The sequence below is a fragment of the Snodgrassella sp. genome (genome assembly GCF_024103505.1).
Taxonomy (GTDB): domain Bacteria; phylum Pseudomonadota; class Gammaproteobacteria; order Burkholderiales; family Neisseriaceae; genus Snodgrassella; species Snodgrassella communis.
Map to the genome: position 1 here is coordinate 582,338 of NZ_JAGGIJ010000001.1, position 16,473 is coordinate 598,810.

Annotated in this window: 12 protein-coding genes; 7 read left to right on the forward strand and 5 right to left on the reverse strand. The window is 41.6% G+C overall.

From position 1 onward, the window contains the following. Positions 1-64: 64 nt before the first annotated feature. Together J6578_RS02540 and J6578_RS02545 are read right to left on the reverse strand one after the other, a co-directional pair. A complete protein-coding gene (locus J6578_RS02540) occupies positions 65-1,789 on the reverse strand; it encodes an SEL1-like repeat protein (RefSeq protein WP_287953820.1) in 1,725 nt (574 codons plus the stop codon). Between the two features lie 477 nt (positions 1,790-2,266). After that, positions 2,267-3,334, reverse strand: a complete 1,068-nt coding sequence (locus J6578_RS02545) for a bifunctional transcriptional activator/DNA repair enzyme AdaA (RefSeq protein WP_287953821.1) — start codon at positions 3,332-3,334, stop codon at positions 2,267-2,269. 207 nt (positions 3,335-3,541) lie between these two features. Between J6578_RS02545 and J6578_RS02550 the strand changes: the two genes are divergently transcribed. Then, positions 3,542-4,408: a tetratricopeptide repeat protein gene (locus J6578_RS02550; RefSeq protein WP_287953822.1), complete on the forward strand. Its 867-nt coding sequence runs from the start codon at positions 3,542-3,544 to the stop codon at positions 4,406-4,408. A gap of 352 nt (positions 4,409-4,760) precedes the next feature. Here the strand turns inward: J6578_RS02550 and J6578_RS02555 are convergent, their stop codons facing one another. Continuing rightward, a complete protein-coding gene (locus J6578_RS02555) occupies positions 4,761-5,045 on the reverse strand; it encodes a YciI family protein (protein WP_093091384.1) in 285 nt (94 codons plus the stop codon). A gap of 196 nt (positions 5,046-5,241) precedes the next feature. On the opposite strand from J6578_RS02555, the gene J6578_RS02560 reads away from it, so the two are divergent. The 6 genes from J6578_RS02560 (at position 5,242) to J6578_RS02585 (ending at position 13,089) form a co-directional block, all read left to right on the forward strand. Next, a complete protein-coding gene (locus J6578_RS02560) occupies positions 5,242-6,399 on the forward strand; it encodes a THUMP domain-containing class I SAM-dependent RNA methyltransferase (protein ID WP_093091382.1) in 1,158 nt (385 codons plus the stop codon). Next, a complete protein-coding gene (locus J6578_RS02565) occupies positions 6,396-7,142 on the forward strand; it encodes a pseudouridine synthase (RefSeq protein WP_287953823.1) in 747 nt (248 codons plus the stop codon). Before J6578_RS02560 ends, J6578_RS02565 begins: the two co-directional genes overlap by 4 nt. 104 nt (positions 7,143-7,246) lie before the next feature. After that, positions 7,247-7,909 carry a CsgG/HfaB family protein gene (locus tag J6578_RS02570; protein WP_287953824.1) on the forward strand — a complete coding sequence of 221 codons (663 nt, stop codon included), beginning with the start codon at positions 7,247-7,249 and terminating at the stop codon, positions 7,907-7,909. 24 nt (positions 7,910-7,933) lie between these two features. Beyond that, a complete protein-coding gene (locus J6578_RS02575; protein WP_239364424.1) occupies positions 7,934-8,287 on the forward strand; it encodes a DUF4810 domain-containing protein in 354 nt (117 codons plus the stop codon). Beyond that, on the forward strand, positions 8,287-8,976 hold the full coding sequence (locus J6578_RS02580) for a DUF799 domain-containing protein (protein ID WP_287953825.1): 690 nt from the start codon (positions 8,287-8,289) through the stop codon (positions 8,974-8,976). Before J6578_RS02575 ends, J6578_RS02580 begins: the two co-directional genes overlap by 1 nt. A 282-nt stretch (positions 8,977-9,258) precedes the next feature. After that, a complete protein-coding gene (locus J6578_RS02585) occupies positions 9,259-13,089 on the forward strand; it encodes a DUF3683 domain-containing protein (protein ID WP_287953826.1) in 3,831 nt (1,276 codons plus the stop codon). 79 nt (positions 13,090-13,168) lie between these two features. On the opposite strand, the gene J6578_RS02590 is transcribed toward J6578_RS02585, so the two are convergent. Then, positions 13,169-15,358: a S8 family peptidase gene (locus J6578_RS02590; protein WP_287953827.1), complete on the reverse strand. Its 2,190-nt coding sequence runs from the start codon at positions 15,356-15,358 to the stop codon at positions 13,169-13,171. After that, entirely contained in the window at positions 15,348-16,415 is a 1,068-nt protein-coding gene (locus J6578_RS02595) for an AAA family ATPase (protein ID WP_287953828.1), read from the reverse strand. The genes J6578_RS02590 and J6578_RS02595 overlap by 11 nt, the downstream gene beginning before the upstream one ends. Between the last annotated feature and the right edge of the window lie 58 nt (positions 16,416-16,473).

Sequence of the window (16,473 nt, forward strand, 5' to 3'; positions counted from 1 at the left end):
TTACTTACAATACAGAATAAAAACTAATATCTGATATAAAGAATAATACTATTCTTTATTTCAACTACTCACATATCTGGCAAGCATCCTGATTACCATTTTCACAGCTTTTCTTGAGCAACTCCATGGCGATACGCCTATTTGGCTTTACACCAGTACCATTTAAATACATTACCCCTAAAGTAAATTGGGCATTAGCATCCTCCTGCTTTGCAGCCAGCTGGTAATATTCAACGGCTTTTGCATAGTCCTGTACTACCCCATTGCCATTTTCATACATATTACCTAAATTATATTGGGCAGAACTATCTCCCTGATCAGCTGCCAGCAAATAGTATTCATGTGCCTTAATATAATCCTGTCTTACACCTTTCCCAGTGTCATACAAATATCCCAAATTAGCTTGAGCCGCAGCCTCTCCCTGATCAGCCGCTAATTGAAAATACTCAGCAGCCTTTTCATAATTCTGTTTGCTTGCTGAGCCTTCGAAATACATTAGTCCAAGATTATATAATGCAGTGGCCAGCCCATCTTCAGCAGCCTGATGAAAACACTGGAATGCCTTCTGATAATCCTGTTTAATGCCCTTACCGTTATATAACATCAGTCCTAAATTATAAATGGCATATGAATAGCCCTGTTTGGCTGCCAATTGATAATATTTCACAGCTTTAGCATAATCCTGTTGCGTAATCAAACCATTTTCATAAATAACACCAAGATTATATTGTGCAATAATATTGCCCTGTTCGGCCGCTAACTGATAGTAACGCAGAGCTTTTTTATAATTCTGTTTTATACCATAGCCATATCTATAATATACCCCGAGATTAAACTGTGCGGTTACATTACCTTGTGCAGCAGCAAGATGAAAATATTTTGCAGCCTGTTCATAATCCTGCTTTACTCCTAATCCATCACTGTATATAAGCCCCAGATTAGTTAAAGCATCACTACATCCCTGATTAGCTGCTAGCTGATAATATTTTATTGCCTGAGCAAAATCCTGTGCTGTGCCTGTACCATTATGGTAGATTAGTCCTAATTGATATTGCGCATCAGCATTTCCCTGTTCAGCAGCAAGGTAATAATAATGCATTGCTTTATCATAACTTTGTTCTATTCCTTCACCCTGATAGAACATCATCCCTAAAATATATTGAGAAGTAATTTCACCCTGCTCAGCTGCCAACTGAAAATAATTAAAAGCTTTTATATAGTCTTGTTTTACACCTTCACCCATGTAATACATCAATCCTAAAGAATACTGGGCTTTAGCTTCATTCTGGGCAACCGCTAGCTGAAAATATTTTAGCGCTTCAAAATAATCTTGCTTTACCCCATTGCCATTCTTGTACAACAACCCAAGACTACATTGAGCCGAAGCATTGCCCTGCTTAGCTGCCTGAATAAAAAAATCCTTTGCTTTAACATAGTCCTGTTGCACACCATCGCCATTTTGATACATAACGCCCAGCGCAAATTGTGCATTAACATTTCCCTGTCTGGCTGCCATACTGAAATATCTGGCAGCTTTCTTACAATCCTGAGATACCTCTTCACCTGCGTAAAAAATGATACCTAAACGAAACTGAGAATCTGCATCACCCCGTTGTGCCTGTATTTCAGCATACTCTAACTCACTACAACCATGTTCTTTTTCTTCTAAAGCATCTTCCTCCTTAGTCTCAAAAATATTTTGTTTTACTGAGCGTTTTTCATTAGAAAGTTGCAAAAAAGGAATATATCTTGACAAGGTCAGCATAAATTGAATTAACTTTTCTTTCATCAATTACCCCCTTCAATACAAATAAATTATCTATAGATAATATTAAAAACCATACCAACATATATAGTTAACCATGATAATTAGCTTAATTAATATTAGAATTAATCAACACAATTGCCAAAGCTAAAATCTTTTCAAACCCATTATAATTACGAAAAAACGTAGTAACTTTACCATTTTCATTATTTAAGAACAAATAATTATGAAACAAATAAAGACAGTTATACTGCGCTGAATATTCCATTTATAAAAAAATCCAACCAGCAATAGCTATTGCTGAATCAATTAAATTAAGACTTCACCGCCGGTAAATTTTTATTGCCTATCAGACCCAAGTTTGCCCTATTTCAGCTTAACCATCCAAACCAGCCAAATAAAACCACATTAAGCTAAGCCAAAATTCTGCAATATGCTTAAACGCAAATAAAACTGCACATTTACACTATAACAAAATCCAAACAAACTGCTCTTTTGTACTTAACATCTATGATTGATAATTATTTTCTCATGATTAATCAGCCATTGTTTGCGTGCCAATCCACCACCATAGCCAGTTAACTGGCCATTAGAACCGATTACTCTGTGGCATGGAATAATGATGGCGACACGATTAAAGCCATTGGCACGAGCAACAGCCCTAACTGCTTTAGAATTATTCAGCTTTTCTGCCTGTTGTTTGTAAGTAGTGACTTCGCCATAAGGTATTGTTTTCAAACAATCCCAGACAGCCTGCTGAAAATGCGTTCCGGGTGTATGCAATTGAACAGTAAAGTTTGTCCTTTTACCCTGAAAGTATTCATCCATTTCAAGCCTGGTCTGTAGAATATGATTATTTTCACCAAAGATAATTACGCCATTAAGCAGATTTTGTAACTGCCTGAACTCTGTTTCCAGCATACGACGGTCAACAAATTCCAATAAGCATATACCCTGCTCTGTTGCGCATATGAACATAGGACCAATGGGCGTGGTTAAACGATTGATCAGAATAAGATTGTCATTTGAATAGTTAGATGGTGCTTTTTTGACAATCTTTTTGTAGGTATAAGCAAAGCCACTCAATGACTCATATCCGTTATCAAAAGCCGTATCCATTATTGTTTTGCCCGTTTTCAATTCCTGATAAGCCTGATTAATTCGGTACATTCTTTGATAAGCCTGAAAGGTAATACCATAATTTTTTTTAAACCAGCGGCGAACAATTTCCGGGCTGATTTGATGCTCTCTTAACAGCGCGTCAGATATTCTTATCTTTGGATTTTCAGTACTGATTCTTATCGCATCAATCACCTGTTTGGGTGCTTCATTAGCATTCTCTGTTGGCCGGCAGATTTTACAGGGTCTGTAGCCAGCATCGAGAGCATCTTTAACCGTTCGAAAAAATTCTGTATTTTCAAATTTTGGCTTTTTCGCTCTGCATGTAGCTATACAAAATATTGAAGTAGTTTTAACACCAACGTAAAAGATACCGACATAGCTTGGGTCTTTTGCAAGTAAAGCTCGGTAGTATTTCTGGATTTCGATTCTATCTGTAACTGGCATCATTGACCTACCCACTTTATTTTTGGTTATCCTGATTCGTTTGTTTTACACGAATTCAGCATATAAAAGAATATTAAAAAACTATTTGCAACGATGACAACCGAAAAATAGATAACTATTTTTATTATTGAAACCACAATCCATAATTTATTTAACTTGTTCTTTCCAGATACAATATAATGGAAAAAATTTAAACCAATACTGCAAAAAATGAGTAATGAGAATACAGAAGTAAAAAAATCAGATAAATTTTTAAATACCCAACAGGCAGCAAAAAAGGGAGACGTAAATGCACAATTTATTCTGGGTGCTATGTATGAGGATGGTGAGGAAATAGCACAAGATTACTCAGAAGCATATAAATACTATAAACTCGCAGCAAAACAGGGAAATATTGATGCACAATTCAGTTTAGGATGCATGTATCGCTCTGGTAAAGGTGTTGTACAGGATTTAGCTAAAGCCGCTTACTATTATCAACAGGCTGCTGTACAGGGTAACCTTGCTGCGCAATACAATTTAGGGCTGATGTATTACAATGGTCATGGCGTTACACAGAGTAATATCAGTGCCTATCAATATTTTTCGCTTGCGGCAGCACAAAAAGATGCGACTGCCGAGTATAAACTGGGTGTAATGTATGAAAACGGTTTAGGTGTAAAAAAAGATTTTTTGAAAGCCATTGATTATTATTTGCTGGCTGCCAAGCATAAAAACGCAGATGCTCAGTTTAAGCTGGGATGTATATATTCTGAAGGTAATAACGTAAAACAGAATTTTAAAGCAGCACGGGATTATTTCCATTCTGCTGCCAGACAAGGATATGTGGCCGCACAAAATGAGTTAGGAATTATCTATGCTATGGGAAATGGTGTGCAACAGAATTACATAAAAGCGGCACGTTACTTTCATCTGGCTGCAAAACAGGGACTTGCTGAGGCACTGTTTAATTTGGGCTTACTGTATGCCAATGGAAATGGCGTGAAAAAAAATAAGCGTATTGCCAGAGAACTTTTAAGAAAAAGCTGCACCAATGGTGAGCCGGAAGTAATTAAACTTTACCAACGACTAAAATAAAAATGATGAAAAAATAAGACTAAAATATTCAGATTGTTAAACTAAATGAATATTACCCTAATAGCTTAGACTACTAAACAGCTAAAATTCAAAACAACTACTAATATTAATCTGATAAAAAGCAATCAATCTAATTCTCCATAAGCAGATTCTTGTTTTATTTCCATCATCACCAATACCAGTTACTTATCTGAATCAAACAAATATTTATTTTAATGACTACATTATATCAAATTCCTGAAACTAACTTAGCTCCTAATCCGATTTTCGACATAATCCATACGTCATATAAAATTCCCAGCAAAAACCGAAACCAGTTTCAGTAAACCAATCTGCTTAGCCAGCAATAAAATCAAATAAACACTTCAAAACCATTCACATATTTACTTGGCACAAATTCAATCACCTCATATTCAGCAATCTGATGAATATAAAACGGGTCTTCCTGCAATATGGCCTCAGCAGCCTCCTTATTGCTGGCGCGACATAGAATCACGCCACCGACACGCGGCACTTGCCGGCCGGATGCAATAAAATGGCCGGCATCATAGTGATCTTGCAAATAAGCAATATGAGCAAGTAAATATTTCTCTACTTCTTCTATCGGCTGCCGATAGGTTAACTTAAAAATAAACATAGTATTCTCCTTAATCAATTCTTATAAACCATAAAATATACTGATTTAAACAGTGCAGTTTCACACATAATCACCCAAATTTGCGTGCTGAAAAGCATAAACAATGGTCAATGCCGAACTTCAATATTACAATCATACTATTCACACATGCATAAACAAGTTTAGCATGTCCTTTCCTCCTTAATTAAAGTATTACATGAATTCATATCCTCTTTTCGTCAGCTGTCCGCGCGGGCTGGAAGCCACATTAAATCAGGAACTGGTTACACTGGGCTGCGAACAGATTCATAATCACGATGGTGGCGTTGCTGTTAATGGTGATTTAGCCAGCGTTTACCGGATTAATCTGCACAGCCGCGTGGCCAGCCGCGTACTCATTCGCCTGAGTAGCGGTCACTTTCGCCACGAAAACGACATTTATCAGCAGGCCAGAAAAATTAACTGGCCACAATGGTTTGACGTTAACAAAAACTTCAAAATTCACATCGAAGGCAAACAAGCACAGATTAACAGCCTCAACTTTGCCGCACTCAAAGTAAAAGATGCACTTTGCGATGTATTTCGCGACACAACCGGCAGCCGCCCCAGCGTAGAAAAATTTCGCCCGGATGTCCGTATTCATGTCTTCATCGAAAAAAATGAACTATCCATCTATCTGGATAGTAGTGGCGAAGCCTTATTCAAACGCGGCTATCGCAGCGATACCGGCGAAGCACCATTACGCGAAAATCTGGCGGCCGGCCTGTTATTACTGGCTGGCTATAATGGCAGCCAGCCATTTATGGATCCATTCTGCGGTAGTGGCACCCTCGCCATAGAAGCAGCACTGATAGCCACCAATACTGCCCCCGGACTAGAGCGCACCTTTGGCTTTGAAAATCTGCACAATTATAATGATGCCTTATGGCAGCAACTGCGCCGAACCGCGCTAGCCGCCAAAAGCCAGCCTCAGGCACCGATTTTCGGCGCCGACATAGATGGTAAACTCATCAAATTGGCACAAAACAATGCCCGCTACGCCGAAGTAGACCAGTATATTCAATGGCAGGTAAGCGATGCACTGGATACTCGCCCGAATGGTGCCAATGGCATCATGATAAGCAATCCGCCTTATGGCGTACGCCTTTCAGAAATCCAGCTATTACACGCTTTATATCCGCAGCTTGGTAGCTGGCTGAAACAGCATTTTGCCGGCTGGCTGATTGGCATGTTCAGTGCCGACCGCGATATGCCCAAACTAATGCGCCTGTCCCCAAAACGCAAAATCCCCCTCTTCAATGGTAACCTAGATTGCCGCCTGTTTCTGCTGGACATGGTAGCCGGTTCAAATCGACAGAAAGAGCACAAAGCATGACAACCATAGACCAAAATGAACCACAACGCCTGTCCAAGCGCATGGCACAACTGGGCTTATGCTCGCGCCGCGAAGCTGATAGCTACATCGAGCAGGGCTGGGTAAAAGTGAATGGCGTTACCGCGGTACTGGGGCAGAAAGTTGTCGATTCCGACCGCATTGACCTTGACCGGCAGGCACATCGCCAGCAGGCCGAACGCGTTACCATTCTATTAAACAAACCAGTTGGCTACGTCAGCGCGCAGCCAGAAAAAGGCTACCGTGCCGCCGTCGAACTGATTACCGAAGCCAATCACTGGCAGGAAGACAAAAGCCGTATTCAGTTTCAGACAGCCCATACCCGCCATCTGGCTCCAGCTGGCCGTCTGGACATAGATTCAGTAGGCTTACTGGTACTTACACAGGACGGGCGCATTGCCAAACAGCTTATCGGTGAAAACAGCAGCATAGAAAAAGAATATCTGGTACGCGTCAGCGGCCGTCTTAGCGACAACGGTCTGGCGCTACTCAATCATGGCTTAAGTCTGGATGGAGAAAAGCTGCGGCCAGCCAAAGTCAGCTGGCAAAATCAGGATCAGCTGCGCTTTATTCTCAAGCAGGGTAAAAAACGCCAGATCCGGCGCATGTGTGAGCTGGTCGGTCTGCGCGTTACCGGCCTGAAACGGGTGCGCATGGGCAAAATCAAACTGGGTGCATTGCCTCCCGGGCAATGGCGCTATCTCAATAATTCAGAACAGTTTTAAATTTAATTCATTCAACTGCAAAATTATTTAATTAAAACATTATTTTGACATAAATCAATAGCAATTATATACTTTATTGACATTAATCAGACAATATCAAAAACATGAAAAAACTCTATTTTTCTCTACTCTGTGCCTGCTTGTTAAGTGCATGTGCCACAGAAAGTTCACAGATAATTAACACCCCAAAAGTAGCCACCTACCAGCAAACATATCATGGCATCAAAGCACCACTTGCAGTAGGCAAATTCGACACCCGTGGTAACCTTGGTGGCGGAATCTTCAGTAACAGTGCTACCCAGTTAACCAGTCAGGCAAAAACCATTCTCATGACCGACTTACAACAAACCGGTCGCTTTACCGTACTGGATCGCACCAATATGGATGAGATTCGCACAGAAGCCAACTTCAATAGCATACAACAAACCCTCAAAGGCGCACGCTACATCGTTACCGGAGACATAACTGAATTCGGTCGAAAAAATGTTGGCGATCAACAACTATTTGGCTTACTCGGACAGGGTAAAACACAAGTTGCCTATGCCAAAGTCACCTTGAATATTGTCGACGTCAAAACATCAGAAATCGTTTATTCCAGTCAGGGTGCCGGAGAATACAAACTTTCTACCCGAGAAATACTCGGCACAGGTGGCTATGCCAGTTATGATGGCACATTAAATGGCAAAGTACTGGATTTAGCCATTCGTGAGGCTGTTAACAATCTGGTTCAAGGCATCGAACAAGGACAATGGAATCCTAAACCTTAATTGCTTAACTAATCTAAATATAATATGAAAATAAAACTAATAGCAGCAACAGCTATGCTTGCTCTGGCTGCATGCGCCCAAAACCAACACATATCAACCATATATTACTGGGGGGATTACCAGAAACTTCAATATCAGGCCTTAACCGAAAAAAATATGCCTGAAGAACAGATTGCCAGCATGGAAAAATACTTTATTGAAGCCAGCAATCACAACAGCAAACCCGCCCCCGGCGCTCATGCCCACTTAGGCATGTTGTATGCCAAAATCGGTAATCGAGCTGGAGCCAGAGATCAGTTTGAAAAAGAAAAACAGACTTTTCCTGAATCCACCACCTACATGAATTTCCTGATAAAAAACCTAACTGGAGGCAAATAATGAAGCGTTTCCTTCAACTCATCTTGCCTTTAACCATCATCGCATTGATGTCAGCCTGCGCCAATAACCATTATCGTCCGCAGCCACGCGATTACAGCAAATTCAGACAAAGCAATCCGCGTTCCATACTCGTTGTTCAGCCTACCAATGCTTCTGTTGACGTTAAAGCACCCTACGCAGTTATGGCACAAACCACCCAGCCACTAGCCGAATCCGGATACTACGTTTTTCCAGTAGTATTAGTTAACGAAACATTTAAAGATAATGGCTTGAATGATGGTGCTGAAATTCAGGCGGCTGAGCTGAATAAGCTGCAAAAAGTCTATAATGCTGATACCATTCTTTATCTCAATGTAGAAAAATACGGTACCAAATTTCAACTGATTAACAGCGTCACCACTGTATCAGTCAGTGGCAAGCTGATTGATGCAAAAGATGGCAGCATATTGTGGACTGGCCAGAAAAATATCACCATAGATTCAAACAGCAATAACAATAGTGGCTTATTCTCACAAATGTTTAATGCAGTAGTCAATCAGATTTCAGATAAACTAACAGATAAAGCCTACAAAGTAGCCGGAGCTGTGGATGATCATTTACTCACGGCCAACCACGGCGGAACACTTCTGTATGGCCCTTACAGCCCACGATACAAAGCACCTGAAAATAGTGACAGCACACAGCAATAAACTTTCTGCCATCAACCAAGCTCTTTAGCCAACTAAAGAGCTTTTTGTTTTTGATCCGGTACAGCATAATCACAGCAATCTCATGCTAAGCAGACAAAATAATTAAAATATATACTTATCATCTATGAATTATCCTGCTAGCTAAAACACTGCAATTTTCATTTGCCAGAGCATAAAATTTAACCTACATTGTTAAACTCACGAAAATCACAACAAATTAAGTTAGAATACTTGCCAGCTACCTACAGAAAAGCCGATAAAATAAACGAAACCACATATAACATGACCACTTCTGCCAATCAGCGCGTACGCGAAATTCCTTATAACTACACCTCCTATTCCGACCGTGAAATCGTCATCCGCCTACTCGGCAGCCATTCGTGGGATTTACTGCAACAACTGCGCGAACAAAGACGTACCGGCCGTTCAGCGCGCATGCTGTTTGAAATACTAGGCGACATCTGGGCAGTCATCCGCAACCCCTATCTCATCGACGATCTGCTCGAACATCAGCACCGCCAGCAGGCACTGGTTAAAGAAATGCGCCACCGCCTGCACGAAATCCAGAAACGGCGTGACAACAACCAGCAAGTTGCCCAACTGATAGAAAATACCGAACAGGCCATCAACGACTTTGATCGCAGCTTCGGCACAACCCGCAACAAACGCGAACAAGTATTCAACCGCCTGCGCAAAATCACCCACAAAGACAACATCATGTTTGATGGTCTGGCACGCGTTACCCATGTAACCGATGCCACCGACTGGCGTATCGAATATCCATTTGTGGTTATCAATCCAGATCACGAAAAAGAAATTGCGCCACTCGTACGCGCCCTGATTGAACTCGAACTCACCATCATCCCACGCGGTGGCGGTACCGGCTATACAGGCGGTGCCATACCCATGGATGCCATGAGTGCCGTAATCAACACCGAAAAGCTCGACCAGTACAGCCCGGTAGCCTTACAGCAACTGCCCGGGCTAGAAGGCACTCACCCCGTTATTACCTGTGGTGCCGGCGTCGTAACCCGGCGCGTAGAAGAAGCCGCTACCGCTGCCGGCTGGGTGTTTGCCGTCGACCCCACCTCCGCCGATGCCTGCTGTATCGGCGGCAACATAGCCATGAATGCCGGTGGTAAAAAAGCCGTACTATGGGGCACCACCCTCGACAATCTGGCATGGTGGAAAATGGTCAACCCACAGGGACAATGGCTGAAAATCGAGCGCGTGCGCCACAATTTTGGCAAAATCCACGACGAAACCACCGCCATCTTCGACATACACACACTAGATGACGACGGCTATTCCATTATCAAAACCGAGCGCCTCGAAGTACCTGGGCAGCGATTCCGCAAAGTAGGTCTGGGCAAAGACGTTACCGATAAATTCCTTGCCGGCGTGCCCGGTGTACAGAAAGAAGGCACCGACGGCATCATAACTTCTGCCGCCTTCGTACTGCACCGCATGCCCAAATACACCCGTACCGTATGCATGGAATTTTTTGGCACCGTAGCCAACGCCACCCCGTCCATCGTCGAAGTACGCAACTACATGCTCAACCACCCAACCGTCAAACTGGCGGGTCTGGAGCATCTAGACTGGCGCTACGTGCGCGCCGTCGGCTACGCCACCAAGGCCGCCGGCAAAGGCCGCCCGAAAATGGTTTTACTCGCCGACATCGTTGCCGACGACGAAAACGAAGTACAGGCCGCCGCTGCCCATATCGTGCGACTGGCCAATGCCCGCTGTGGTGAAGGCTTTATCGCCATTACCCCCGAAGCACGCAAAGCCTTCTGGCTCGACCGCTCCCGTACCGCTGCCATTGCCCGCCATACCAACGCCTTTAAAATCAACGAAGACGTCGTTATCCCACTCGAACAGCTTGGCAGCTACTCCGATGGCATCGAACGCATCAACATCGAACTGTCCATCCAGAACAAACTGGCCTTATGTGCCGCCATCATCGACTACCTGCAAACCAAACTGCCGGTAGACAAACTCGATACCGACCTGCCCAGCACCGAATTACTTGGCTCACGCAAACAACATGCACTAAATCACATTACCGCCATCCAAACCCGCTGGACTTGGCTGCTCAGCCACCTTGATGCCCCACTGGCCGACTACCTCAAACAATTCCCGCAACAACTCGAAGACAACGAACCGGCTGGCGAACAAAGCTGCTTTATCGCCATGCGTGATTTCCACCTGCGTGTATCCGTCAAACGCGACATCATGCAGCCACTGGCAGAAATTTTCAGCGGCAAAACCGATACCCTGATTCTGGAAAAACTCGACCAGATCCACCGCCACATCATCCGCGGCCGCGTCTTCGTCGCCCTGCACATGCATGCCGGTGATGGCAACGTCCACACCAATATCCCAGTGAATTCAGACGACTACGACATGCTGCAAACTGCCCACCACGCCGTAGACCGCATCATGGCACTGGCGCGTAGCCTGAACGGCGTAATTTCCGGCGAACACGGCATCGGCATCACCAAAATCAACTACCTTACCGCAGCCGAAATGCAGCCCTACTGGGACTACAAACAACAAGTAGACCCACACGGCCATTTCAACCGTGGCAAACTGATGCCCGGCGCCAACCTCGATAAAGCCTATACCCCCTCCTTCGAGCTGCTGGGCGTAGAATCTTTAATCATGGAGCAATCCGAGCTGGGCAAAATCGCCCATGCCATCAAAGACTGCCTGCGCTGCGGCAAATGCAAACCCGTGTGCAGCACCCACGTACCGCGCGCCAACCTGCTCTACTCCCCACGCAACAAAATCCTCGGCGTAGGCCTGCTTACCGAAGCCTTCCTGTACGAAGAACAGACCCGCCGCGGCGTCTCCCTGAAACACTTCGACGAACTCAACAGCGTGGCCGACCACTGCACCGTATGCCACCGTTGCATCAAACCCTGCCCAGTAAAAATTGATTTCGGCGACGTAACCGTAGCCATGCGCAACTACCTGCGTAAAGCCGGTAAAAAGAAATTCAATCCCACCGTCTACATGGGCATGGCTTTCCTCAACGCCACCGATCCCAGAACCATCAAAGCCCTGCGTCTTAGCATCATCAAAACAGGTTTTGCCATGCAAAACTGGGGCTATAAAATGGGCAAACACTTCAGCCTTGGCTGGCTCAAACGTCAGAAAACAGCTCCGCGTGCCACCACCAGCAAACCGGAAATCCGCGAACAAATCGTCCACTTCATCAACCGCCCGCTGCCGCGCCACGTACCCATTAAAACCGCCCGCGCACTACTGAATATCGAAGACAACACCACCGTACCGATTATCCGCAATCCACAGATAAGCGAAGAAGCCGAAGCCGTCTTCTACTTCCCCGGCTGCGGCTCCGAACGCCTGTTTAGCCAGATTGGTTTGGCCACACAAGCCATGCTGTGGCATGTAGGCGTACAAACCGTACTACCACCGGGCTACCTGTGCTGCGGCTACCCACAAACCGCCGGCGGCAACAAAGACAAAGGTGACCAAATCACCATGGACAACCGCGTCCTGTTCCACCGCGTAGCCAATACCCTCAACTATCTGGATATCAAAACCGTAGTTGTAAGCTGCGGCACCTGCTACGACCAGCTTACAGATTATCATTTCGATAAAATTTTTCCCGGCTGTCGTATACTCGACATCCACGAATACCTACTGGAAAAAGGCCTAAAACTGGATGGCATCAAAGGCCAGCAATACCTATACCACGACCCCTGCCACACACCCATCAAAACCACCCAGCCAATCAAAGTAGTTAACGAGCTGATGGGACAAAACGTGCCCCTGTCCGACCGCTGCTGCGGCGAATCCGGCATGTTTGCCGTCAACCGCCCCGATATCGCCACCCAAGTACGCTTCCGTAAACAGGAAGAAATCGAAAAAGGCAAAGCCAAACTACCGCAGGGCGAACCAGTAAAAATCCTCACCAGCTGCCCCGCCTGCCTGCAAGGCCTCAGCCGCTACAGCGACGACACCAATATCAAGGCCGATTATGTGGTGATTGAAATGGCCAAGCATATACTGGGTGAAAACTGGCAGGAAGAGTTTGTGCAGAAAGCCAGTAATGGAGGGATTGAAAAAGTGTTGTTGTAAGTGATTATTAAAGAAAAAGGTTGCTACAACTTTTACATAGCAACCTTAGAATAAATTATAATCTATATTAACAAATAATTTAATTCGATATCCTCACTTGTTGCTGAATTTCAATTGGCTGTAGAGTTTGATATTTTTGTCGAATTAAATTATATAATTCTGGCATATTTTCAATTGACAAAGTTACTACAAGCACATATTCTAATTTTTCTTGATTTTTGCAAGGTATGCCGCGGTCACGTTCATGATATACAATATCAAAACATGGATTTGTAATATCAAGGGTCTTTGTAAATGTATGCTCAGCTCGTAAAGTAGTTTCCCATTTATGTCCATCACTTCGTTTCTCGTTTTCATCAGCATATATATTTTTATTGTTAAATAATGCATAAGTATTATTTTTAGATAATTCATTTTTTCTCATTGTTATCTCTAATCCACTTCTTGTTAAGTTAATAGGATGCTCAACATCTACAGAACTAGTAAAACAAAATGTAGCTTTTAAATTTATCTTTCCTTTTATTTCCGAATCAGGAAATGGTATCAATGCCCTCATGTATTGAGAGGGCTCTAACATACCTTGATATATAACTTTAACCTGATTATCATCACAATATATGACATCACTAATATTTACAGGAAACCGTCCCCAACCAACTTCTTGAGGTGCAAATCGTTTCGCTTCCGCATGATGAATAAGAAGGGCTTTAGCAGTTAAAGGTGTAATCTTATATCTTAATAAAGTACTTAGGGCAATTGCCTGTCTCAATACTAATGGTGCAGCAAAACTCGTACCGGCGACTCTAACAATTCCTTTTGATACAGGGTTATAAATTTGAAAAGGTTCCTCCTCACTTCCTCCAAAAGCCAAACCATCAGGTTTAATATAACCTGGGCTACGCCCAGGGCCAATACAACTGTATGAACATCTTTTCCAATTATCAGAAAGAGATGTTGCTGCTCCAACAGCCAATGCATTAATCAAATCGGCAGGTGGCTGAATTCTATTTAATGTATCTGGTAAATCACCATCATTTCCAGCAGCAATTGTGCATAATGTTCCAGTTTTAGCAAAAATCTCTTCTAATGTTGAAGTCCAAACGTGGACATCATCATCATCAATAGGTATCCTTGGTCCTAAACTAATATTAACATAATCATAATTATTTTTTTCCAAGACTGATTTAATGCGGATTAAAACATCAAACAAATCTATATCAGTATGCGTATTTGAATCCAAAACACGATAATGATCTATATTACAATAAGGTGTTTTAAGTGTTTCTGTTTTAGAATCAATTAAGCCAAATAGAATTGTGGAAGTAACGTCCAGTCCATGCGTGATTGGCTTTATTCCTGTATTCTTATCACTAACTAAATTTATTTCTTTAACCCATAACTCATAATCATTCCCCCCTATTCCTCCATCGAATATAGCAACTTTTAAATTTTGATTGATAGCTGGTTCAGAAGGTAAAGATAATAATAGTGAATTTTCCAAGGAACGAGTAATAATTGGTTTATTAAATCTTAATTCTGGTAACTTTCTAATTGTTCTCAAAAACGAAAATTCAGCTAATTTCGGAATATCTTTCCTATTAGCCTTAAAAGACATAAAAGTTAAACCTTTTACTCTTATACATTTATTCTTATCTATGCGTACACCATTTTTTAAAGCAAAATTTTCAAACTTTTTTTCAATGGAAAGTGAGTTTTGAGGGGTATGTAAAGTTACTTCTACTTTGTCTATATCATCATCTATATTCTTGATTTTATCCGATATTTCCAAGATCGATATATCTTCAAGTGTAATAAAATTATTTTTTAATTTCTCAATATCTTTAAAAGTATCTTTTTTCAATGCCTCAATAAATAATTCAAAATTTTCTCGTTTTCCAGATACATAAATACAGATTGTTATGTAAATATTTTTTCTACCTTTTTTTTTATTATCTTTTCGTGGTTTAATTTTAATAGATTTGCTACCAATACTTTCCAAAGAAAAATGATTTAAAAGATCTATTGGAAAATAACTTTTCGCTAAAAAAGTTGGATGAAGTACAAATTTAGCAACTGCTTTTCCATCTGGCAGTGCATCAGGAGAAATTGTATTGATATTTAAAATTAAATCTTGTAATTTTTCTAAAATTACAGGTTTATTTTCATCATAAGTATATGGTTTATTTTTAGGCCCACCACGTTGGTCAATATATACAGGTTTAGTTAGAGTTTCACCATAACCTAGTAGCATATTTTTATTATTCAGCATTACAGTCCTCATCATTTAAAATTAAACGTATTCGTGATCTTGGTATACATAAATCCTTTGCAATCTTACGTTGCGAGATTTTTTCATTAGACATCACCTTAACCACATTTTCTAAAGAATCACTACTTAATAATTCATCGATTAGTGCTGCACTTAAAGGAATCCTTTCTAAAATACTATTTCTCTTGGCCTGATTAATAGCTTTTTCTAAGACTGAATACGACATTTTATCAAGCCGAATAGAAATATAATTTGCCAAGCTCACACTTATGTCTTTAGAAATTAAATATTTCTCAATAAGCTTTTGTGAAGGATATTCAAACCTAGTAACTCTATCAAATCTTCTCCATACAGCTGGGTCTAAAAGTTCTGCATGATTTGTAGCTGCAATTAATACCGATGTGGAAGGCCAGTCATCTATTGCTTGTAAAAGTACAGTAACTAATCTTTTCAATTCACCTACATCGGAAGCATCATCCCTTTTTTTTGCAATTGCATCAAATTCATCAAGTAATAAAACACAAGGGAAAGTCGAAGCATAATTCAGTACAGCTTTAATATTGTTACCAGTTTTACCTAAAAAACTACTCATCACACTAGCTAAATCTAATGTCAAAAGAGGCATATCAAGCTTAGAAGCAAGCCATTTCGCTGCTAATGTTTTACCAACTCCGGGCGGTCCTGCCATGAGAAGTGATATTGAGGGATTTAATCCTTCTTTATATAAAAGTTCTTTCTTATGCCATTCCGCAACAAATCGATTTAATTGTTGATAAGTTTCTTCTGACCAAATTGGTTCTACATTGATTTGAACAGGATATGTTTCAACAAGTAAATTTAACCTACTATCAGCATCAACTGGAGAAATTTTAGGTTTTAAAAATTGAGCCCTTTCCCCCCCTATTCCTTGATTGTTTATAATTAAAGTCTCTAAACTCTCTGCTAATTGTGGGGAGTCCTTTTGTAGTTTTTTCACCATAATACGCAGACGCATAAGAAGACTTTCTTTTTTTCCAGATAAAGCATCATTGATAATATCAATAAGCATTTTATTCATCAAATTATTCACTTAACCATCCAAACTACAAAAAGGACCAAAATTTATATTATTATAA

Bases quoted from the DNA above. Each gene is read 5' to 3' on its own strand.
- J6578_RS02540 (WP_287953820.1), bottom strand. From the start codon at position 1,789: ATGAAAGAAAAGTTAATTCAATTTATGCTGACCTTGTCAAGATATATT.
- J6578_RS02545 (WP_287953821.1), bottom strand. From the start codon at position 3,334: ATGATGCCAGTTACAGATAGAATCGAAATCCAGAAATACTACCGAGCT.
- J6578_RS02550 (WP_287953822.1), top strand. From the start codon at position 3,542: ATGAGTAATGAGAATACAGAAGTAAAAAAATCAGATAAATTTTTAAAT.
- J6578_RS02555 (WP_093091384.1), bottom strand. From the start codon at position 5,045: ATGTTTATTTTTAAGTTAACCTATCGGCAGCCGATAGAAGAAGTAGAG.
- J6578_RS02560 (WP_093091382.1), top strand. From the start codon at position 5,242: ATGAATTCATATCCTCTTTTCGTCAGCTGTCCGCGCGGGCTGGAAGCC.
- J6578_RS02565 (WP_287953823.1), top strand. From the start codon at position 6,396: ATGACAACCATAGACCAAAATGAACCACAACGCCTGTCCAAGCGCATG.
- J6578_RS02570 (WP_287953824.1), top strand. From the start codon at position 7,247: ATGAAAAAACTCTATTTTTCTCTACTCTGTGCCTGCTTGTTAAGTGCA.
- J6578_RS02575 (WP_239364424.1), top strand. From the start codon at position 7,934: ATGAAAATAAAACTAATAGCAGCAACAGCTATGCTTGCTCTGGCTGCA.
- J6578_RS02580 (WP_287953825.1), top strand. From the start codon at position 8,287: ATGAAGCGTTTCCTTCAACTCATCTTGCCTTTAACCATCATCGCATTG.
- J6578_RS02585 (WP_287953826.1), top strand. From the start codon at position 9,259: ATGACCACTTCTGCCAATCAGCGCGTACGCGAAATTCCTTATAACTAC.
- J6578_RS02590 (WP_287953827.1), bottom strand. From the start codon at position 15,358: ATGCTGAATAATAAAAATATGCTACTAGGTTATGGTGAAACTCTAACT.
- J6578_RS02595 (WP_287953828.1), bottom strand. From the start codon at position 16,415: ATGAATAAAATGCTTATTGATATTATCAATGATGCTTTATCTGGAAAA.